Source organism: Dyella sp. 2YAF14 (assembly GCF_052114725.1).
Classification (GTDB): domain Bacteria; phylum Pseudomonadota; class Gammaproteobacteria; order Xanthomonadales; family Rhodanobacteraceae; genus Dyella.
The window spans coordinates 233,375-253,758 of record NZ_JBFRFH010000010.1; the positions used below are offsets into that span (position 1 = coordinate 233,375).

Genomic DNA, 20,384 nt, shown 5'->3' on the forward strand with positions numbered 1-20,384 from the left:
AGCGCCAGCGGCGCAACCTGCCGACTACGAGTACACCGCGTCCGCGCCCTGGCGCGGGCTCTAGACCGGCGCGCTCGACGCAGCCCGCGGATAGCTCCTCCCGCGCCACGCGCGTGCTCGACTGGCTGCTGCAGCGTTTGCCGGCGCCCTATCGCAGCAAGGCGCGCGACTATCTGGTGCTGACCCGCATGGATCGCCCGATCGGCGCGCTGCTGTTGCTGTGGCCGACCTGGTGGGCGCTGTGGCTGGCGGCCTCGGATTTCCCGCCGCTGAAGCTGCTGGTGATCTTCACGCTGGGTGTGTTCTCGATGCGTGCGGCCGGCTGCGCCATCAACGATTTCGCCGACCGCAAGCTTGATCCCCAGGTGGAACGTACGGCAGGGCGACCTATCGCGGCCGGACGTGTGACGCCGCGCGAGGCCCTGATCATCTTCGCCAGCCTGTTGGTGTTCTCCTTCGTGCTGGTGCTGTTCACCAACAAGCTCACCATCTGGCTGTCCTTCGCGGGCGCCGGTCTGGCGGCGATCTACCCGTTCACCAAGCGCTACACACACCTGCCGCAAGTCGTGCTGGGTGCGGCGTTCGGCTGGGCGATCCCGATGGCGTTCGCGGCCGTGATGAATACCGTGCCGCCGGTGGGCTGGCTGCTGTTCATCGCCAACATCATCTGGTCGGTGGTGTACGACACCCAATACGCCATGGTGGACCGCGACGAGGACATCAAGGCCGGCGCCAAATCCACCGCCATCCTGTTTGGCGACGCGGATCTGCCGATCCTGGGCATTCTGATGGCCACCTTCCTGCTGGCGATGCTGCTGGTGGGCCAGCGCGCGATGCTGGGCTGGCCCTACTGGATGGGCCTGCTGGTGGCCGCTGGCCTGTTCGGCTGGCAGATGTGGCGCATCCGCAGCCACGACCGCGCCGCCTGCCTGTGGGCCTTCCGCAACAACAACTGGCTGGGCATGGCGGTCTGGATCGGCATCGTGCTGGCGCTGGCGTTCCGCTAAGCAACACCCCTCTCGTCATCACCTGTGGGAGGGCACCCTGTGCCCGACGCGGCATCGCCAATCGCCGCGCCGCCGGGTTGTCGCGCACAGGGTGCGCTCCCACAGGTTTCTTCGCCTACCCTGTCGATTCCACCGGGGCTCCTTCGTCGTGTGCATAAGAGCCACACTCACAGGAGCAAGCACATGCGATTCGTAGCCATGGTCAGGGCCACCCGGGCCTCCGAAGCCGGCGAGATGCCGAGCGAAAAACTGCTGACCGAGATGACCCGCTTCAACGAGGAGCTGGTCAAGGCCGGGGTGATGCTGGCCGGCGAAGGTCTGCACCCCAGCAGGAGCGGTGCACGCGTGCGCTACGAGGGCGACCAGCGTACTGTCATCGACGGCCCGTTTACGGAAACCAAGGAGCTGATCGCCGGTTTCTGGGTACTGCAGCTGAGCTCGCTGGAAGAGGCCATCGAGTGGATGAAGCGCGCACCCAACCCGTTCGATGACGGCGCCTCGGAAATCGAGATCCGCCGCGTCTTCGAAGCGGAGGATTTCGGCGATGCCTTCACGCCCGAAGCGCGCGAATTGGAAGCACAGCAGCGCGCCCGCATGGGCGATCCACGCTGAACCCGCCAGGAGATGTCACCATGCTGATCCAGCCCTATCTGTTCTTCGACGGCCGCTGCGAGGAAGCCCTCGCCTTCTACGGCAAGGCCGTCGGCGCGCAGGTGCAAACGCTGATGCGATTCAAGGACAGCCCCGAACAACCGGGCGACCAGGCCGCCGGTCCACGCCCTGCGCATGGCGAGAAAATCATGCATGCCTCGATGCGGATCGGCGAATCGCTGGTCAATGCATCCGATGGCGAATGTGGTGGCACGCCGGATTTTCGCGGCTTCTCGCTGGTGATCAATGCCAAGGACGATAGCGAGGCCAAGCGCTCGTTCGAGGCCTTGCTGGAGGGCGGCGGCGAGGCGTCCATGCCGCTGTCCAAGACCTTCTTTGCCTCCAGCTTCGGCATGTTGCGCGATCGCTTCGGCGTGCACTGGATGGTGATGTCGCCACCCTGATTCCGGCGGCGGCATGGTGCGCGCGAACTTGCGCCGCCACCGGCGTGGTGTTGTGATCGGCGGCCATGACGGCCACTGATATCCATCGCACCATCGAAGCGGTCTGGCGCATGGAATCGCCACGCCTGATCGCCGGCCTCGCCCGCATCGTCCGCGACGTGGGCGTGGCCGAGGAACTGGCGCAGGACGCGCTGGTCACGGCGCTGGAGCAGTGGCCGCAGACGGGGGTGCCGCGCAATCCGGGCGCCTGGCTGATGACTACCGCCAAGCATCGCGCGATCGACCAGATGCGGCGCCACGCGCTGCATCGTCGCAAGGAAGGGGAACTGACGCGCGAGATCGAAGACCAGCTCGAACAATCCGTGGGAGACCCGGATGCCATGCTCGACAATCCGGTCGGTGATGATCTGCTCAGCCTGATATTCACGGCATGCCATCCGGTGCTGTCCACCGAGGCGCGCGTGGCGTTGACCCTGCGCCTGCTCGGCGGCCTGACCACCAGCGAAATCGCGCGCGCCTTCCTGGTGCCCGAGCCCACGGTGGCACAGCGCATCGTGCGCGCCAAACGCACGCTCAGCGAAGCCCAGGTGCCGTTCGAAGTGCCGCGCGGCGACGAGCTCGCGGCGCGCCTCGCCTCCGTGCTGGAAGTGGTCTACCTGATCTTCAACGAAGGCTACGCGGCCACCTCGGGCAGCGACTGGATGCGTCCGGCGCTCTGCGAGGAAGCCATGCGCCTGGGCCGCGTGCTCGCTGGCCTGGCCCCGGCCGAAGCCGAGGTGCATGGCCTGGTGGCGCTGATGGAAATCCAGGCGTCGCGCACCGCCGCGCGGCAAGGGCCGCACGGCGAGCCCATCCTGCTGGGCGAGCAGAACCGCGGGCGCTGGGATCAGCTGCTGATTCAACGCGGCCTGGCCGCGCTGCAACGCGCCGAAGCACTGGGCGGCAGCGAACGTCCGTACACACTCCAGGCGGCGATTGCTGCCTGTCATGCGCGGGCGCGCACCGTGGACGCCACCGACTGGTCGCGCATTGCCGCGCTCTACGACACGCTCGCGCGCCGCCTGCCCTCGCCGGTGGTGGCACTCAATCGCGCGGTGGCTCACGCGCAGGCATTCGGCCCCGAGGTGGGCCTGAACCTGGTGGACGCACTGCGCGACGAACCCCTGCTACGCCACTATCACCTGCTGCCCAGCGTGCGCGGCGACCTGCTCGGCAAGCTGGGTCGTCATGCCGAGGCGCGCGAAGAATTCGAGCGCGCCGCCTCGCTCACACGCAACCTGCGCGAGCGGGAGTTGCTGTTGCAGCGTGCGGCCGCCAGCAGCGCGGCCTGAAGGCGATCACTGGATGGCGTGTGGCGGAAAGCACAAGATCAAGCCAAGTATCGCCGCGTAACCAAGGGCCGCCATCAACAGGCTGAGCAGCACGACAAACACCAACCGCAACACGCCCTTGGCGGCCCAGCCAAGTTTGTCCATGCCTACACCTTGCACAGCCGGTCAGCCCGATAGGCGTCCAGGCTGGGCACCGCGCCATACATCCAGTCGACGAACGCATTGCGCTCGTGCCACATCACTTCCATGTCCCACAGGCAGAACGAATAGCGCGACATGTCCTCGACCCAGCCGGTGGCATCTTCCGCCGCCACCGCGATGAACATCTCGTTGTCGTTGCCCCACCACCCCAGCACCAGATAACGCGCTTGCGCCGCTTCGTGGCAGATCGCAAAGGCCGGCGTGGTCGACCATGCGATGGGTCGCGCCCGCTTCATCGCCGCCATGCGCGGCAAGTAGCGCGAGATATCCACGGCGCCGCTGCCGGCGGCAATGGTGTAGACCTTGATGCCGTCGGCGTCCGTGTCGGCAGGCAGGTTCACGATGGGGCGGGGGCGATACATGGCCTTGGCTTCCTCTGAAGCGGGATCAAAAGAACGGGGCTCGCCGGCGCATCATCGCACTCCATTGCGCCACGCCGTATCTGCCGATTTAATGGCGCGGCGGGCAGCCCCTGGGAGCCCGTGGCCGCCCCAGGGCCGCCCTCGCATCGAAGCGCTGTCCTCCCTCTGTCCGTTCATGGTGAAGGAGCAAGGCATGGAACGTTCGTATCGGGCATCAACCTCGGTGCTGACTGGCAGCGGCGCGTGGGGCAACAGCGCTGCGCAGACACACCTGTCCCAGCAGTGGCTGGCCCTCTGCATGATGTCGCTGGGCGCGCTGGGCTTCATCTACGGCGACGTCGCCCTGGTGTGGCAGCACCTGCCGATCGAGCACATGCCGGGGGCGCGGCCGATCGCCTATCTGTTTGCGCTGATCGAACTGGTGGCCGGCATCGGACTGCTGCTGCGCAGCTGGGCAAAGCCCGCATCGGTCTTGCTGGTGGTCTTCATGCTGGTGTGGACGGTATTGCTCAAATTGCCCGCCGTGATCGTGGTGCCCTCGATGGAGGCCACCTGGCTGGGCCTGGGCGAGATTGCGGTGATCTTCGCGGCTGCGTGGGTGTTGTTTGCCGGCCATCTGGGCGAACGCAGCGACGGGTTGCGCCATCTCACCGGGCGACGCGGCGTGCGCGCGGCGCGCGTGGTGTTTGCGCTATCGCTGCCGATGATCGGCCTGTCTCACTTTGTTTACAGCGAGCAGACCGTAGCGCTGATTCCGACCTGGTTGCCGTACCCCCTGGGCTGGGCGTATTTCACCGGCGCCTGCAGCATCGCCACTTGCCTGGCGGTGCTGTTTGGCGTATTGCCGCAGCTGGCGGCAAGGCTCGAGGCGGCGATGCTATGGATCATCACCCTACTGGTGTGGGTGCCCACGGTGGTCGCCACGCCTCATGACCGCACCGGCTGGACCGCGCTGGCGATTTCCGCCGCCATCGCGTGCGGGGCCTGGGTGGTCGCCGACTCTTACCGAGCCGTGCCCTATCGTTCCGCCTGATAGCTGTGGACGGCATCGAGCACGCGCGCTGAATACACCAGCGCCGCGCCGGCATTCATGGCCACCGCCACGCCCAGCGCTTCGGCAATTTCATCCGGGGTGGCGCCCTGCTTCAGCGCCTCGGCGGTGTGCACCGTGATGCAGCCGTCGCAGCGGGTGGTGACCGCCACCGCCAGCGAGATCAGTTCGCGCGTCCTGGCGTCCAGGTGACCGGTCTTGCTGCCGGCGGCGGACAGGGTCTGGTAGCCGGCCACGGTGTCGGGGCTCAGCTTGGCGATCTCGCCGATGCGGCCGAGCAGCTGTTTGCGGTATTCAGGCCAATTCAACATGGCGCTCTCCAGGGGACACAACACCTTCATGCTGCGCCCGATCGACGGGGCGCGTGAATAAGCCAGCATGGATACCTCGATGGTTCGGTACCGGACGGCCCGCGTCTTGCAGGTCGTCTGAAAAACATCGACAAGCACGCTTGCGGGGCTTGGTATTGCCGACCCGTTCTGTTCGAATCGCAGTCACACGCGCACCGGGTGACTGAGGAAATCGCACATGCATCAAACTGGGTTTGAAGGCGCCTTGTTCGCATCCATTGGCCTGTCTCCCCTTGCGACCCTGGTCACCAACCCGCGTCTGCCGGATAACCCGATCGTCTGCGTCAATGCCGCCTTCTGCGAGCTCACCGGCTACCAGGAGGATGAAATCCTGGGCCGAAACTGCCGTTTCCTGCAGGGCGCCGGCAGCGAGCCCGATCAGCGGGCCTTGCTGCGCGACGCCATCGCCAACGGGCGACCCTCGTTGACCGTGCTCACCAATTACCGCAAGGACGGCACCGCGTTCCGCAATGCCGTGATGGTGGCGCCTCTGATCGGCGCCGACGGCGCCGTCGAGTACTTCATCGGCTCGCAGATGGACGTCTCCGGCACCCCCGATCGCGCGCACAACCAGCGTATCGCCCATGCCTCAGCCCTGGTGGGCGCACTCACGCCACGGCAAAAGCAGGTGCTGGAACACATGTCGCGCGGCATGCGCAACAAGCAGATCGGCGATTTGCTGGGCATCGAAGAGAAGACCGTGAAGATGCACCGCGCCAGCCTGCTCAAGCGACTCGGGGCGACCACCAGCGCCGATGCCATCCGCATCGCGATCGAGGCAGGCAGTCCGCACTGACAACGTTGTCGTTCGCCGACCCTGGCCTAAAGGTCGTATTGCTCTGGTAACGATGCGGGCGTTAGAAAAGAACGAGGGGAATCACGATTGCGCGCGTTCGTGCTGCGAGTGGCTTGCCACGCGGGATGACAGCGCGCGACAACCCCGCCGATCGCTGCGCCAGCACCGCCGGTGCGTGCAAGTCGCAGGCTGATCGGCCGTGCTTTTGAACGCAGCAAGCGGGGACGTGCAGCGTCATGTGGCGGGAACTCGAAAGTTCCAGGGATCGCAATGCGCCCGAAGAAGGCAACGTGGAAAGCCGCGCGCGGTTTCTGGTCGATGCATCGTTTCCGCCGCGTGGCGTTGAACTGCTGCGTTCGGCAGGCGCCCAGGTTTGGACGTCCGCCGACTGCGGGCTGCTGGGTCAGACCGACGCCGCCCATGCTGCCTATGCGCTGGCGCATGAACGGGTGCTGCTCACCTGCAATCCCGACTTTCTCGATCTGCAGCGATTTCCGCTGCAACGCGGCTCGGCCATCTTCGTGTTTCATTTCGGCAGCGGATCGGTGAACGACCTGCGCCGGGCGCTGCGCTGCCTCGCGCCCGTACTGGGCAGCAGCTGTTTCAGCGCAGGCTGCACGGTCGAGGCGAGCAGCACGGGATGGGCGCGCTACCACTGCCATGGCAACGGGACTCGCCAGCGCCGCAAGTACCGCCTCTGGCACGGCAAGCTGCAGGAGTGGATGGGCGAATCCTGCGAGACCGCTTAGGTCTTTGCCGCTGGCGCGCGCGCCAGCGCCCAGACATCGACGCGTCGGACTCCCGCCCGCTTCAGCACGCGCGCACATTCGCTCAGCGTGGCGCCAGTGGTCATCACGTCGTCAAACAGCGCCACGTGCCCGGGCCACGCCGTATGCGGTCGTACGTTGAAGGCGCCGCGCACGTTGCGGCGACGGGCCAGTGCGCCAAGTTCAGTTTGCGCCGGTGTGGCCCGCGAGCGGATCAAGGCGTCGACGTGGAGCGAGGGACCAAGCCGGCTTGCCAGCGGCTTACCCAGCTCGATCGCCTGGTTGTAGCCGCGTTCGCGCAGTCGGCCGGCATGCAGCGGCACCGGCAGCAGCCACGCCGGCATGTTCGACGGTGGCCATTCCCGCAACCATAGCGACGAGAGCACGCGACCCGCGGCCAGGTCGGCGCCGAACTTGAAACGCGATTCCAGACGGTCCAGTGGCCATGCGTAACGAAATGGCACCCAGGCCGAATCCCACGGCGGCGGACGGCGCTGGCATTGGCCGCATAGTTCGGCCGCCTGGGGCAGGGGCAGCGCGCAGCGAGCGCAACACGCCTGGTTGCGCGGTAACTCGGCGGCACACTGGCGGCACAGATCCAGCCCGTCGGCGCCCGCGGCGCCGCACAGCAGGCAGCGATAGGGGAGTACAAAACGTTGCAGCGCCCCAAGCAGGGGTCGCCCGAGCGGTAGCGCGTCCATGCGCATGGGCCATCCTTAGTTTCGTGGCTTGTAAATGGCTGCGTCGAGGCCCGCCCAAAGATGGATGACCCAGCCCATTTTGACGATCCAGAGCACGGCGGCGAGCACGATCATGACGAGGGCAATCCAGGGGCGCCGTTGCAGTAGCTGCCCCAGCCCGGGTATGAGCAAGCTGCAGATGGCCGCCGGCACCGATCCAATGCCGACCTGTCGTGCATTCATGCCAACAACTCCCGCGGAGTGAATGCTTCGATGGTAGCGGCAGCCATACGTCCGCGCATCGTCAACCCGCGCCTTTCATCGAAAGTTGACAAGAAAACGCGCGCTGCCACACTTGTCCTCATCCCCAACCCCAGAGCTGTCGCCATGGCCCAACCCATCCGTCACGACTGGACGCGCGCCGAAGTGGCTGCGCTGTTCGCGCTGCCGTTCAACGAACTGCTGTTTCGCGCGCACAGTGTGCATCGCGAACACCACGATCCGAACGCCGTGCAGGTGTCCACCCTGCTCTCCATCAAGACCGGTGGCTGCCCGGAAGATTGCGCCTATTGCCCGCAGGCGGCGCGCTATGACACCGGTGTGCAGGCGCAGAAACTGATGAGCGTGGAAGCGGTGCTCGAACAGGCCAAGGCCGCCAAGAGCGCCGGCGCCAGCCGCTTCTGCATGGGCGCCGCCTGGCGCAGCCCCAAGGACCGCGACGTGCAGAAGGTCGCCGAGATCGTGCGCGCCGTGAAAGGCCTGGGCCTGGAAACCTGCGCCACGCTGGGCATGCTCAATGGCGAACAGGCCAAGACCCTCAAAGGCGCGGGCCTGGACTTCTACAACCACAACCTGGACACCGCGCCGGAGTTCTACGGCGAGATCATCCACACCCGCCAGTACCAGGATCGCCTGGACACGCTTGAACACGTGCGCGAAGCCGGCCTGAAAACCTGCTGCGGCGGCATCGTGGGCATGGGCGAAACGCGCGACCAGCGCGCCGGCCTGCTGCAGACCCTGGCCAACCTGCCCGAACATCCCGAATCGGTGCCGATCAACCAGCTGGTACAGGTGGAAGGCACGCCGCTCAGCGGCACTGAAGCCATCGACCCGTTCGATTTCGTGCGCACCATTGCCGTCGCCCGCATCCTGATGCCCGCCTCGATGGTCCGCCTCTCCGCCGGCCGCCAGCAGATGGACGACGCCGTGCAGGCGCTGTGCTTCTTCGCCGGCGCTAACTCGATTTTCTACGGCGAAAAGCTGCTCACCACCGGCAACCCGGACGTGGAACACGACCGCCAGCTGTTCCAGCGTCTGAACCTGCATGCATTGGAAGTGGTGGAGACGTCGGGCACCGTGCACGCGGATATCGTGGAGCATTGCGCGGCCTGATCAGCCCCTGTGGGAGCGCACCCTGTGCGCGACAGGCCCGGAGCGCACGCTGCATGACGCGACCACCGATGACAGAGATACACCACTGCGCCGCGGTCGCGCACAGGGTGCGCTCCCACAGGGAGACGCATCGCGATGCGTGACGACCTGCTCACCCGCCTCGCCGCCCAGACGCAACAGCGTGAACAGGCCGGCCTGCGCCGCCGCCTGCAAACGGTGACTCACGCCGACGGCATGTGGCTGGAGCGCAACGGCCGTCGCCTGCTCTCGTTCTGCAGCAACGACTATCTCGGCCTGGCGCAGCATCCCTCATTGATCGATGCACTCAAGCGCGCTGCCGACAGCGATGGTGTCGGCAGCGGTTCCGCGCATCTGATCTGCGGCCATCGCAACGCACATGCTGCGCTGGAAGAAGCGCTCGCCGAATGGACCGGGCGCGAACGCGCGTTGCTGTTCTCCACCGGTTATATGGCCAATCTCGGCGTGATGCAGGCACTGCTGGCGCGCGACGACGTCTGCGTGCAGGACAAGCTCAACCATGCCTGCCTGCTCGATGGCGCCCAGCTCGCAGGCTGCGAGTTGAAGCGTTATCCGCATGCCGACGTGGCAGGCGCCGAACGCCAGCTGCGCGCTCGACCCGAAACGGCGGCGCTGCTCGCCACCGATGGCGTATTCAGCATGGATGGCGATATCGCGCCGCTCGCCGAGCTGGCCGCACTCTGTCATCGCGAAGACGCAAGCTTGATGGTCGACGACGCGCATGGCCTGGGCGTGTTGGGTGAGCACGGCGAAGGCAGCGTATCGGCTGCCGGCCTCTCACAGAACGACGTCCCCGTGCTGATGGCCACGCTGGGCAAGGCCCTGGGTTGCAGCGGCGCGTTCGTCGCGGGCTCCGCTGCCCTGATCGACGGATTGGTGCAGTCCGCGCGTACCTACATCTACACCACGGCCATGCCGCCTGCGCTCGCTGCCGCCACGCTGGCCGCCATACGGCTGGCGCAAACAGAAGGCTGGCGGCGCGAGAAACTCCACGCGCTGATCGCCCGCTTCCGTGCCGGCGCAGCGCAGCTCGGCCTGCCTCTGATGCCCTCGCCCACGCCCATCCAGCCGCTGCTGCTGGGGGATGCACAAGCCGCACTGGCGGCCTCCGAAGCGCTTGAGCGAGCGGGTTTCCTGGTCACCGCCATCCGCCCGCCGACCGTGCCGCAAGGCAAGGCCCGCCTGCGCATCACCTTGTCGGCCGCCCACCAGGAAACCGACGTGGACCGCCTGCTGGAGGCGCTTTCCCGGCTCCGGCTGGCCGGCCCCGTATAATGGCGGTCTTGCCGTACCCCTTCCCCGTCATGTCCATCATCAACCTTTCCGCTTATCGCTTCGTCGGCCTGGACGATCTCCCTGCGCTGCGCGAGCGCATCCTTGAACGCTGCCAGACGCTGGCGCTCAAGGGCACGATCCTGCTTGCGCCCGAGGGCATCAACCTGTTCCTGGCCGGTCCACGCGAGCCCGTCGAAGCGTTCATGGACTGGCTGCGCACTGATCCGCGCTTCGCCGGGCTTGAGCCGAAGGAATCGATCTCCGGGGACGTGCCGTTCGGCCGCATGCGCGTGCGCCTGAAGAAGGAAATCATCACCATGCGCATGCCGACCATCCGCCCCGAAGGCGGTCGCGCACCATCGGTGGCGCCGGCAACGCTGGAGCGCTGGCTGGCACAAGGCCATGACGACGACGGTCGCGAGGTCGTGCTGATCGACACGCGCAACGACTACGAAACCGATGTCGGCCTGTTCGAAAACGCGGTGGACTATCGCATCGGCAGCTTCACCGCCTTTCCCGATGCCATCGCGGCCGACCGCGCGCGCTACGAGAACAAGACCGTGGTCTCCTACTGCACCGGCGGCATCCGTTGCGAGAAGGCGGTGCTGCACATGCAGGACATCGGCATGGACAACGTGTTCCAACTCGAAGGCGGCATCCTGAAGTACTTCGAAGAAACCGACGGCACCCACTGGCGCGGCGAATGCTTCGTGTTCGATGAGCGCGGCGCGGTGGACAAGAGCCTGGCGCCTGCGCCCCAGCTCGCCAACGACGAGAGGCTTGGGTGAGTCTACATATCGAAACCCACGGCCACGGCGAAATCCCCGTCGTGATCCTGCATGGCTGGGCCATGCATGGCGGCATGATGGAGCCGCTGTGCGAAGCGCTCGCCGATCGCTGCACCCTGCATGTGGTCGATCTACCCGGTCACGGTTGCTCGCGCGACAGCACGCTGCCGCTGGAGCCCTCGCTCGTCGCCGAAGCGATTGCACGCATGACGCCTCCGGCGATCTGGGTGGGCTGGTCGCTGGGCGGACTGATCGCAATGACCGCCGCGCTGGAACATCCGCAGCATGCGCGTGCGCTGGGCGTCATCGACGGCACCCCTAAATTCTCGCGCGACGACAGCTGGCCCCACGGCAGCGATCCCAAGCTGGTGCGCCAGCTGGCCGACGATCTGGAAACCGACTATCACGGCACGCTGGAGCGCTTTATTGCGCTCGAAGCCATGGGCAGCCGCGATCCGATCGCCGAAGTACGCCACCTGCGCAGCCTGATCTTCCAACGCGGCGAACCGAACCTGCGCGTGCTGCAGGAAGGCATCCGCATCCTGGAAACCACCGACCGCCGCGCCGATCTCGCCACGCTGAGCGTGCCCAGTGCATGGATCGTCGGCCGTCGCGATCGCATCGTGCCGCCACCGGCGATGGCATGGTCGGCCGGGCAGGCACACGGCAGCTATGTGGAAATCGCGCACGCGGGCCACGCGCCGTTCTTTGGTTACGCAAGCGGCGTCGCCAACGCCCTGGCGCCGCTGCTGGACAGTTTTCGATGACCGACTCGCATTTCGACCGCCGGCAGGTGCGCCGCAATTTCAGCCGCGCGGCCACCACCTATGAACAGCACGATGCCTTGCAACGCGAAGTGCAGACCCTGCTGCTCGATCGCCTGGGCTTCTATCTGGAAGCGCCGGAACGCGTCATCGACGTGGGCGCAGGCCCCGGCCGCGGCACGGCCCTGCTGCGCAAGCGTTATCCCAAGGCGCAGCTGATCGCGATGGATCTGGCGTTGCCCATGCTGCGCGCCGCCAAGAAGAACATCAGCTGGCTGAAACCGTTCCAGCGCGTGTGTGCCGAAGCCACCGCGCTGCCGCTGCCCGACCACAGCGTGGATGTGCTGCATTCCAATTTGTGTTTCCAGTGGATCGATGATCTGCCGGCGCTGTTCGGCGAATGCGTGCGCGTGCTCAAGCCGGGCGGCCTGCTGGTGTTCTCCACCTTCGGTCCGGATACGTTGAAAGAACTGCGCGCCGCCTGGGCCGACGCCGACCAGCAGCCGCACGTGAGCCGCTTCCTGGACATGCACGATCTTGGCGACGCCATGATCAGCGCCGGCCTGCGCGACCCCGTGCTCGACGTGGACCGTTACACGCTCACTTACAGCGAACCGCGCCAGCTACTGAAGGAACTGCAGGGACTCGGCGCCACCAACGCCGACCGCGAACGCGAACGTCACCTGCTGGGCAAGCGGCACTACCAGCGCATGCTGGCTGCCTACGAAACCATGCGCGTCGATGGCCGCATTCCCGCCACCTGGGAAGTGGTCACGGCGCACGCCTGGGGCCCGCCGCCGGGCCAATCGCGCCGCCTGGCCGGCGGCGGCGAAATGGCCAGCTTCTCCATCGACAGCTTGCGCGGATCACGGCGTCGCTGAAGCACACCGTTATCTGGGGTGCACACATTTGTGGGAGCGCACCCTGTGCGCGACGGCCCCAAGGATATCGAGACTTCCCAGCGCGACGCGCGCCCCAGTCACGCACAGGGTGCGCTCCCACATGATCGATGCGGTGTCTTAGACCTGCTTGTAGCGAAAGCAGCTCACCACGTGGTCATTGACCATGCCGGTCGCCTGCATGAAGGCGTAGCAGATGGTGGTGCCGACGAAGCGGAAGCCGCGCTTCTTCAGATCCTTGCTCATGCGATCGGATAGCGGGGTGCTGGCGGGCACGTCGCCCTGCCCGGTCCACTTGTTGCGGATGGGCTTGCCGTCGACAAACGACCACAGATACGCGTCCAGGCTGCCGAATTCGCCGATCACCTCCAGCGCCGCAATCGCGTTGTCACGCGTGGAATAAACCTTGAGTCGGTTGCGCACGATGCCCGGATCGAGCAAGGCCTTCTCCAGTTCGCGCTCTTTCATCGCAGCGACCCGCTTGATGTCGAAGTCGTGGAAGACACGGCGGTAGTTGTCGCGCTTGAGCAGGATCGTTCGCCACGACAGGCCCGCCTGGGCACCCTCCAGGCAGAGGAATTCGAACAGTGCCTGGTCATCATGCAGCGGCGTGCCCCACTCGGTGTCGTGGTAGTCGTGCATGTCGTCGCTATTGCCCCAGGGGCAGCGTTTTTTGATGGATGTCGCCATGATTCAATCCGCGGCTTGGTCGCCGCGCCCCGTGCGAAAACCGATGATGGCGCCGGCACACGCGGCCAGGACCGCGAGCCATGGCCAGAGAAATTGCCGCAACGACGGCAACCAGAATAAGCCCAGCAGCAAGCTGATCGCCGCGACGGCAAAGATCCAGCCATGCTCCGGGCGGCGCAACAGCAAGCTGACGCTGGCGATCAACAACAGCAGCGCGCCGAGCGCGATCGGTGCCGCCTTCGGCCACGCGACGCCCGAGCGCAATCCTTGCAGCACGTCGGGGAACGCAAACAGCATGCCCACGAAAGCGAGCAGCCCGATGCAGGCCACAAGGACGTTTCTCGCACGGGTTCCTGTCACGCCCATCCCCTGTAAGCTGCCGGGAAAGCCACGACGCTATCCCACCCCTGCGCGCCGGACAAGGGCAGCCTGCCGCGCGCGATGCCACGTGCAGAACGCCATGACATCAACCACAGCTTCACGCCACGCCTTGCTCGCCCTGCTCGCCACCATCCTGATCTGGGCCTACAGCTGGATCGTGATGAAGCAGGTGTTGCAGCATGCGGGCCCGTTCAACTTCTCCGCGCTGCGTTACTCGCTCGGTGCGCTGGTGCTGTTCGGCGCCTTGGCGGTGACCCGGCAATCGCTGCGGCCGCCACCGTTGCTGCCGACCATCGTCATCGGCCTGTGCCAGACCACCGCCTTCCAGGGCCTGGGTCAGTTGGCATTGGAAAGCGGCGGCGCCGGTCGCGTGGCGCTGCTGGCCTACACGATGCCGTTCTGGTCGGTCTTGCTGGCGTGGGTGATCCTCGACGACCGTCTGACCCGCCGCCACTGGTGGGGTCTGGGGCTGGCCGCGATGGGACTCACTTGCATCATCGAACCCTGGCACGGCCTGGGCAGTCGGCAAAGCACGCTGCTCGCCATCTGCGCAGGTCTGGCATGGGCAATGGGCACGGTGCTCAGCAAACGCGTCTTCATTCACCACAAGCCCACACCGCTCAACCTCACCGCATGGCAGATGCTGTTCGGCGCGCTGGCGCTGATCGTGGTGGCGCTATGCGTCCCCCAGCGTCCCTTCGACTGGACCTGGGATCTGATCGCGGGCCTGGCCTATAGCGTCATCCTGGCGTCGAGCCTGGCCTGGGGACTGTGGCTGATCGTGCTGCAACGCCTGCCAACGGCACTCGCCAGCGTCGCCAGCCTGGGCGTGCCCATCGTCAGTGTGCTGCTCGCCTGGGCGATCCTGCACGAGCAACCCAGCGGCATGGAAATCCTCGGCATCATCTTCATCCTGCTCGGCTTGCTCGCCGTGAGCGGCGTGCGCCTACGCCGCTCCCAACCTGCGCGCGGTTAAAATGCCCGGTTTGCGTCGACCAGGAGACCACCCATGAACGTCAAAGACAGCAACGGCGCCGTGCTCGCCGACGGCGACTCGGTCCAAGTGATCAAGGACCTCAAGGTCAAAGGCTCCTCGCAGACCCTCAAGCGCGGCACCGTCTTCAAGTCCATCCGCGTGGACGAAGACAATCCGGAAGAAGTCGAATGCCGCGATGGGCGCTCGACGCTGGTGTTGAAGACATGTTTTATCAAGAAGGTTTGAGAGGCGGCACCTCGCTATAACGCGTTTGTAGGGGATCACGCTGGCGGATCAACACTACGGTCAGCTTTTTGTGGGAGCGCACCCTGTGCGCGACAAACCTACGGAGCGGTACACCGCATCGTGGCTGTCGCGCACAGGGTGCGCTCCCACAGACAAGCCGGCATGGCGGAGGCGCATGCTAAAGCCGATGCGCAGCGAGGCCCCGCTTTAAGTCCTCAGCGATTCGGGCGCGTTGCGCAGCGCTTGGAAGTATCCCCTGTGTACCCTCGGAGGTTGTCCCGCAACCACGCGCCTCAAGCGATCGGGCTTATCCCAACACGATGCTGCGGGCGTTTTAGGCCATTCTCTTTGGGTTACTTTTCTCTTGGGCCAGCAAGAGAAAAGTGACTCGGTCGGCGGCAGCCGATCGAAACGCCCGCCGCGTAGGCGGCCAGATCGCGGGATCGCAACAACTGAGCGAGACTGAAACCTGGGTCTCGGCCCGCGCCGGGATGACGCCAAAGAAGAGACGCTCCCGCGAGCACCCGCCCCTTACCACCGTAAAGGTGGCAATGCCCCAACCCTCTCCCCAAAGGAGAGAGGGAGAAAAGCGTCACCAAGGCAACGCCTCAATATCCACATTCCCCCCACTAAGCACCAACCCCACCCTCTTCCCCCGAAACACCTCCGGCCGCTTCAACACCGCCGCCAACACCGTTGCACTGGAGGTCTCCACCACCAGCTTCAACTCGTTCCACAACAACTTCATCGCCGCGATCACCTCGGCATCACTCACCGTGGTCGCCTCCACCCGATGCATCTGCAGCGCCTCGAAATTCGCTGCGCCAATCAGCGTGCGCAGCCCATCGCAGATCGTATCGGGCACGAACGGCCCCACCCGCGCGCCGGCCGCCAGCGAGCGCGCCGCGTCGTCGGCGCCCATCGGCTCCGCGCCATGGATCTGCAACTGCGGTGCGATGCCGTGCGCTGCGATGGACGTACCCGCGATCAAGCCACCGCCGCCGATCGGCGTGACGACCACATCCAGGCCGCCGCTCTGTTCGAGCAGCTCCAGTACGGCCGTGCCTTGTCCCGCCATCACACGTGTGTCTTCGAAGGGATGGACCAACTCGGCCCCCGTCGCTCGCCGCACTTCATCGGCCTTGGCTTCGCGCGCCGCCTGCGTGGCTTCACAGCGATGGAGGATCGCGCCGGCCCGCTCGATCGCTTCAAGCTTCGTACGCACCGCGCCGTCGGGTACCACGACATGCGCCGGAATGCCGCGCGTCGCAGCCGCCAGGGCCAGCGCATTGCCGTGATTGCCGGATGAATGCGTCACCACGCCGCGCGCGGCCTGCTCATCGTCCATCGACCATACCGCATTGCAGGCGCCGCGAAATTTGAAGGCGCCGCCGCGTTGCAGGTTTTCGCACTTGAAGTAGAGATCCGCGCCGGTCAGCGCATTCAGCGCGACGTTGCGCAGCACCGGGGTCACCACCGCATACGGGGCGATGCGTGCGGCGGCTTCCTGCACCTGCGCAAACGTGGGCAGGGCGGCTCGATGAAAGGAAACGCTCATGGATTGTCGATCTCCACACCACAGGTGAAACGGCGCTCGGCGCCGGGTTCCAGACGAATCGCGTCGGCGCAATCGGGGCGATTGAATGCGTCGGACCAGCTTTCCATCGGTTCCAGCGCCACCGAGCGACGCACGTCGCGCGTCACCGTGTCGGCGGTGAAGGCCAGCATCACCCCGGACGGCTGCCATACGGCAATCCCGATGCCGCCCTGCGGGTCGCGCAGGCGCGTGCGTGCACGGCCATCGGTGTCGCGGCGCAGATCGGCAAACGCGTGGTTGAGTTCGCGACGACCAATGGCCTGCATCGTGCGGAAATCCAATTCCGGCGCATGCTCCAGCGGCGCACGGGCGCCGGCCCCGGCGATCGGGATGAAGGCCTCGTCGGTACGCACAAAGCTGTCCGCCGGTATCTGCAACTCCCAGCCCTCGATGGGCGAGTCAGACAATCGGAAATACGGATGCCAACCGAAGAAACACGGCGCCGCGTGCTTGCCCACATTGCGCATCGCGGCTTCAACCGTCAGACCGCTCGCATCCAGCGTGTAACTCACCGCCAGGTCGATGGCAAAGGGATAGCCGGCATGCACACCCGGACGGATCGCCTGGGTGGCGAAGGTGACGCGCGCGCCTTGCTCATCGGCGGCGAGCTGGGTGATGTCGAAGTCGACACCTCGCACAAAACCGTGCCGTGCCGCACGCGCATCGCCTTCGACGCCTGGCTGCAAGTCGTAGGGCTCGCCGTCGAACACGTAGCGCGCGTCGTCGATGCGGTTGGCGAATGGCACCATGATGGCGAAACGGGAGCTGGGCCGGGTGTCGAGTTCACCGGCGTCGCGATAGCCATCGGCGATGTTCCGGGTGCCATGCGGCGAGGGCACTTCGAAGCTCAGCAGGGTCGCGCCGCGTCGCGCGATGCGCACGCTATGGCCCCGCGCCGGGTCGGTCAGCACCGCGATCTCGTGCACGCCCAGTTTTCCGCGTTCCGCAAGAAACTCCGCCATTGTCTTGTCCTGCCGGGAAAGGCCCGCATGTTAGCCTGACTCATCCCCCGCTTCCGCAGTTTCGGCCCCTCATGAGCATTCGCAACGACATCGCCTCCCCCGTGATCCGGCTCAGCGATTACCGCGCCCCGGCCTGGCTCGTGAACAAGATCGAGCTGGACTTTGACCTGGGCATCGATAACGCCGAGGTCACCTCGCGCCTGCACCTGCAGCGCGATCCTGCCCAGCAGGAGCCGCTGCGGCTGGACGGCGAAGGCCTGGAATTGCTGTCGATCTCGCTGGACGGCCAGCCCCTGCCCGAGCACGCCTGGCGTGTCGCCGAGAACGTGCTCGAAGTGGATGGCGCGCGCGACGGCAGCGTGCTGGAAACGCGCGTGCGCGTGCAGCCGGCGGCCAATACCGCGCTGGAAGGCTTGTATCTGTCCGGATCGCGCGAGGCTGGCTTCCTGTTGACCCAGTGCGAGGCCGAAGGCTTCCGCCACATCACCTACTTCCCTGATCGCCCGGACGTGCTGAGCAGCTACACCGTCACCCTGCGCGCCGATCGCGAGCGCTTTCCGGTGCTGCTGGCCGGCGGCAATCCCGATGGCCACGGCGAGCTGGAAGGCGGTCGCCATTGGGCGCGCTTTGTCGACCCGCACCCCAAGCCCAGCTATCTGTTTGCGCTGGTGGCCGGACGCCTGCAGAAGATCACGCGCGACTACGTCACCCACAGCGGCCGCCACGTGCAGCTGGTGATCTGGGCCGAGCCTGATGCGATCGGCCAGTGCGGTTACGCCATGGATGCGCTGGAGCGCTCCATGCGCTGGGACGAAGAAACCTATGGTCGCGAATACGACCTCGATGTGTTCCATGTCGTCGCCACGCATGACTTCAACATGGGTGCGATGGAGAACAAGGGTCTCAACATCTTCAATGCGAAGTACCTGCTGGCCGACCCCGACAGCAGCACCGACGACGAATACCGCGCAGTGGAAGCGGTGGTTGCGCACGAGTACTTCCACAACTGGAGCGGCAACCGCGTCACTTGCCGCGACTGGTTCCAGCTGTCGCTGAAGGAAGGCCTCACGGTATTTCGCGAACAGCAGTTTTCGGCGGACATGAATTCAGCGCCGCTCAAGCGCATCGAAGATGTCGCGCTGCTGCGCCGCGCACAGTTCCCCGAGGACGCCGGCCCGCTCGCGCATCCCGTACGCCCCGCGCAGTACAGCGAGATCAACAATTTCTACACGGCAACTGTCTACGAGAAGGGCTCCGAGCTCGTACGCATGGTGGCCGGCCGGCTGGGGCGCGAGGGATTCCGCCGCGGCATGGATCTGTACTTCTCCCGCAACGACGGTCGCGCCGCCACGCTTGAGGATTTCCTCGGCGCGCTTGGCGAAGCCAACGGCATCGATCTGATGCCGTATCTGGCGTGGTACGCGCAGGCCGGTACGCCGCGTGTGACGGCGCGCGGTCACTACGATGCCGCGCATCGCAGCTACACGCTGACCCTGTCGCAACACACGCCGCCCACGCCCAGCCAGCCGACCAAGCAGCCCTTGCCGATACCGGTGAAGCTGGCGCTGTTCGATCGCCATGGGCACATGATGCCCTTGCACCTGCCGGGCGGCGATGCCGATGCATCGGGCGCCACCGAGCGCGTGATCGTGCTGGATCGCGCCGAGCAATCGTTTGTGTTCCAGCAGGTCGCATCCGCGCCCGTGCCTTCCCTGCTGCGCGGTTTCTCCGCGCCGGTGATTCTGGAGTGCGACTACTCCCCCGCGGAGCTGGCGCTGTTGCTGCGTCACGACGTGGATGGCTTCAACCGCTGGGAAGCGGGGCAGCAACTGGCGGCGCGCGCGTTTGACAATCTGCGCGACGGCGATGCCACGCACGCGCTGGATGCGTGGTGCGATGCGCTGGCCGCCCTTTTCGGGGAAAGCGCCATCGACGATGCCCTGCTGGCCGACCTGCTGACGCCGCCCAGCGAGATCGAACTGGCCGAGCGCGAACGCGTGGTCGATCCTTCCCATGTGCACGCGCTGCGCCTGAAGCTGCAGGAACATCTGGCCCTGCGCATTGGCCGCGAAGTGCTGCAGCAGCGCTATGACGCGCTGGTCGCGCACACCCATGTGCAGCTCGACGCCATCAGCCAGGCGCAGCGGCGCCTCAAGCGGCGCGTGCTGGAGCTGATCGCCACGATCGATCCGTGGAGTGCGCAAGCGCTCGCCACACTTCAATACGACAACGCCCCGAGCATGACGGATCGATTGGCCGCACTTTCGGTGCTGGTGCGCGGCAATGCCACCCAGACGCATGCCGCGCTGCTGCATTTCCGCGAACGCTACGCCGACAATCCGCTGGCGATGGACAAATGGTTCTCGGTGCAGACGCAGCTGCCGGGCGATGCGGTGATCGAGCGCGTGCAGGCGCTGGAACTTGATGCCGCCTTCACCATGAAGAACCCCAATCGCGTCACCTCGCTGTTTGGTGCGTGGGCACGCGGCAATCCTGACGGTTTCCACCGTCCGGACGGCAGTGGTTATCAGCTGCTCGCCGAGCGCCTGCAGCGGCTGGATGCGCTCAATCCCCAGGTGGCCGCGCGACTGGCCACGGCGTTCAACGGCTGGCAGCGACTGGAACCCACGCGCCATGCGGCGGCGCGTGCTGCCATCGAATCATTGGCGGCGCAGCCTCATCTCTCGCGCAATCTCAGCGAGATCGTGCGCAGCATGCAGCACGGCTAAATCGACTTCGCAAAAGAAAACACCCGAGTGCGTCCCGTCCTTGGAC

At 65.9% G+C, this 20,384-nt stretch carries 24 protein-coding genes; 15 read left to right on the forward strand and 9 right to left on the reverse strand.

All coding sequences use genetic code 11. The features are described from left to right. Positions 1-113 precede the first annotated feature (113 nt). From ubiA to AB4Y82_RS15270, 4 genes are all read left to right on the forward strand, one after another. Entirely contained in the window at positions 114-1,007 is an 894-nt protein-coding gene (ubiA, locus tag AB4Y82_RS15255) for a 4-hydroxybenzoate octaprenyltransferase (RefSeq protein ID WP_441602734.1), read from the forward strand. Between the two features lie 183 nt (positions 1,008-1,190). After that, positions 1,191-1,619, forward strand: a complete 429-nt coding sequence (locus AB4Y82_RS15260; RefSeq protein WP_441602733.1) for a YciI family protein — start codon at positions 1,191-1,193, stop codon at positions 1,617-1,619. A gap of 20 nt (positions 1,620-1,639) precedes the next feature. Then, positions 1,640-2,062 carry a VOC family protein gene (locus AB4Y82_RS15265; protein ID WP_441602732.1) on the forward strand — a complete coding sequence of 141 codons (423 nt, stop codon included), beginning with the start codon at positions 1,640-1,642 and terminating at the stop codon, positions 2,060-2,062. Positions 2,063-2,127: 65 nt separating this feature from the next. After that, positions 2,128-3,393, forward strand: a complete 1,266-nt coding sequence (locus AB4Y82_RS15270) for an RNA polymerase sigma factor (protein ID WP_441602731.1) — start codon at positions 2,128-2,130, stop codon at positions 3,391-3,393. Between the two features lie 6 nt (positions 3,394-3,399). Here AB4Y82_RS15270 and AB4Y82_RS15275 read toward each other — a convergent pair whose 3' ends face one another. After that, a complete protein-coding gene (locus tag AB4Y82_RS15275) occupies positions 3,400-3,537 on the reverse strand; it encodes a hypothetical protein (RefSeq protein ID WP_441602730.1) in 138 nt (45 codons plus the stop codon). A 2-nt stretch (positions 3,538-3,539) separates the two neighbouring features. Beyond that, a complete protein-coding gene (locus tag AB4Y82_RS15280; protein ID WP_441602729.1) occupies positions 3,540-3,956 on the reverse strand; it encodes a hypothetical protein in 417 nt (138 codons plus the stop codon). A gap of 193 nt (positions 3,957-4,149) precedes the next feature. Between AB4Y82_RS15280 and AB4Y82_RS15285 the strand changes: the two genes are divergently transcribed. Further along, the gene (locus AB4Y82_RS15285; RefSeq protein WP_441602728.1) at positions 4,150-4,989 is read left to right on the forward strand and encodes a hypothetical protein; all 840 of its coding nucleotides are present in this window, start codon (positions 4,150-4,152) and stop codon (positions 4,987-4,989) included. Here AB4Y82_RS15285 and AB4Y82_RS15290 read toward each other — a convergent pair. Continuing rightward, the gene (locus AB4Y82_RS15290) at positions 4,974-5,318 is read right to left on the reverse strand and encodes a carboxymuconolactone decarboxylase family protein (protein ID WP_441602727.1); all 345 of its coding nucleotides are present in this window, start codon (positions 5,316-5,318) and stop codon (positions 4,974-4,976) included. The genes AB4Y82_RS15285 and AB4Y82_RS15290 overlap by 16 nt on opposite strands. A 217-nt stretch (positions 5,319-5,535) precedes the next feature. Here AB4Y82_RS15290 and AB4Y82_RS15295 point away from each other — a divergent pair, with 217 nt between their 5' ends. Both AB4Y82_RS15295 and AB4Y82_RS15300 read left to right on the forward strand, forming a co-directional pair. Further along, positions 5,536-6,153, forward strand: a complete 618-nt coding sequence (locus tag AB4Y82_RS15295) for a LuxR C-terminal-related transcriptional regulator (RefSeq protein WP_441602726.1) — start codon at positions 5,536-5,538, stop codon at positions 6,151-6,153. Positions 6,154-6,389: 236 nt separating this feature from the next. After that, positions 6,390-6,902 (forward strand): DUF5615 family PIN-like protein, encoded by a 513-nt coding sequence (locus AB4Y82_RS15300; RefSeq protein WP_441602725.1) that lies wholly within the window; start codon positions 6,390-6,392, stop codon positions 6,900-6,902. On the opposite strand, the gene AB4Y82_RS15305 is transcribed toward AB4Y82_RS15300, so the two are convergent. Both AB4Y82_RS15305 and AB4Y82_RS15310 read right to left on the reverse strand, forming a co-directional pair. Further along, positions 6,899-7,621 carry a ComF family protein gene (locus AB4Y82_RS15305; RefSeq protein ID WP_441602916.1) on the reverse strand — a complete coding sequence of 241 codons (723 nt, stop codon included), beginning with the start codon at positions 7,619-7,621 and terminating at the stop codon, positions 6,899-6,901. The genes AB4Y82_RS15300 and AB4Y82_RS15305 overlap by 4 nt on opposite strands. A 15-nt stretch (positions 7,622-7,636) precedes the next feature. Next, positions 7,637-7,843 carry a hypothetical protein gene (locus AB4Y82_RS15310; protein WP_441602724.1) on the reverse strand — a complete coding sequence of 69 codons (207 nt, stop codon included), beginning with the start codon at positions 7,841-7,843 and terminating at the stop codon, positions 7,637-7,639. Positions 7,844-7,987: 144 nt separating this feature from the next. Here AB4Y82_RS15310 and bioB point away from each other — a divergent pair, with 144 nt between their 5' ends. The 5 genes from bioB (at position 7,988) to bioC (ending at position 12,739) form a co-directional block, all read left to right on the forward strand. Continuing rightward, on the forward strand, positions 7,988-8,992 hold the full coding sequence (bioB, locus tag AB4Y82_RS15315) for a biotin synthase BioB (RefSeq protein WP_441602723.1): 1,005 nt from the start codon (positions 7,988-7,990) through the stop codon (positions 8,990-8,992). Between the two features lie 135 nt (positions 8,993-9,127). Beyond that, a complete protein-coding gene (gene bioF, locus AB4Y82_RS15320) occupies positions 9,128-10,306 on the forward strand; it encodes an 8-amino-7-oxononanoate synthase (RefSeq protein WP_441602722.1) in 1,179 nt (392 codons plus the stop codon). Positions 10,307-10,335: 29 nt separating this feature from the next. Then, entirely contained in the window at positions 10,336-11,094 is a 759-nt protein-coding gene (locus tag AB4Y82_RS15325) for a sulfurtransferase (protein ID WP_441602721.1), read from the forward strand. Further along, on the forward strand, positions 11,091-11,861 hold the full coding sequence (gene bioH, locus AB4Y82_RS15330; RefSeq protein ID WP_441602720.1) for a pimeloyl-ACP methyl ester esterase BioH: 771 nt from the start codon (positions 11,091-11,093) through the stop codon (positions 11,859-11,861). The genes AB4Y82_RS15325 and bioH overlap by 4 nt, the downstream gene beginning before the upstream one ends. After that, the gene (gene bioC, locus AB4Y82_RS15335; RefSeq protein ID WP_441602719.1) at positions 11,858-12,739 is read left to right on the forward strand and encodes a malonyl-ACP O-methyltransferase BioC; all 882 of its coding nucleotides are present in this window, start codon (positions 11,858-11,860) and stop codon (positions 12,737-12,739) included. The genes bioH and bioC overlap by 4 nt, the downstream gene beginning before the upstream one ends. A 138-nt stretch (positions 12,740-12,877) precedes the next feature. On the opposite strand, the gene AB4Y82_RS15340 is transcribed toward bioC, so the two are convergent. Together AB4Y82_RS15340 and AB4Y82_RS15345 are read right to left on the reverse strand one after the other, a co-directional pair. Then, the gene (locus AB4Y82_RS15340; protein ID WP_441602718.1) at positions 12,878-13,447 is read right to left on the reverse strand and encodes a DNA-3-methyladenine glycosylase I; all 570 of its coding nucleotides are present in this window, start codon (positions 13,445-13,447) and stop codon (positions 12,878-12,880) included. Between the two features lie 3 nt (positions 13,448-13,450). Next, positions 13,451-13,807, reverse strand: a complete 357-nt coding sequence (locus tag AB4Y82_RS15345; RefSeq protein ID WP_441602717.1) for a hypothetical protein — start codon at positions 13,805-13,807, stop codon at positions 13,451-13,453. Between the two features lie 100 nt (positions 13,808-13,907). Between AB4Y82_RS15345 and AB4Y82_RS15350 the strand changes: the two genes are divergently transcribed. Both AB4Y82_RS15350 and AB4Y82_RS15355 read left to right on the forward strand, forming a co-directional pair. Continuing rightward, complete coding sequence (locus AB4Y82_RS15350; protein WP_441602716.1) at positions 13,908-14,804, forward strand: DMT family transporter; 897 nt, start codon at positions 13,908-13,910, stop codon at positions 14,802-14,804. A 33-nt stretch (positions 14,805-14,837) separates the two neighbouring features. Beyond that, positions 14,838-15,050, forward strand: a complete 213-nt coding sequence (locus AB4Y82_RS15355) for an alkylphosphonate utilization protein (RefSeq protein ID WP_354014380.1) — start codon at positions 14,838-14,840, stop codon at positions 15,048-15,050. A gap of 592 nt (positions 15,051-15,642) precedes the next feature. Here AB4Y82_RS15355 and AB4Y82_RS15360 read toward each other — a convergent pair. Continuing rightward, positions 15,643-16,608, reverse strand: a complete 966-nt coding sequence (locus AB4Y82_RS15360) for a pyridoxal-phosphate dependent enzyme (protein ID WP_441602715.1) — start codon at positions 16,606-16,608, stop codon at positions 15,643-15,645. Then, entirely contained in the window at positions 16,605-17,609 is a 1,005-nt protein-coding gene (locus AB4Y82_RS15365; RefSeq protein WP_441602714.1) for an aldose 1-epimerase, read from the reverse strand. Before AB4Y82_RS15365 ends, AB4Y82_RS15360 begins: the two co-directional genes overlap by 4 nt. A 71-nt stretch (positions 17,610-17,680) precedes the next feature. Between AB4Y82_RS15365 and pepN the strand changes: the two genes are divergently transcribed. Continuing rightward, positions 17,681-20,338 (forward strand): aminopeptidase N, encoded by a 2,658-nt coding sequence (gene pepN, locus AB4Y82_RS15370; protein ID WP_441602713.1) that lies wholly within the window; start codon positions 17,681-17,683, stop codon positions 20,336-20,338. The last annotated feature ends 46 nt before the right edge of the window (positions 20,339-20,384 follow it).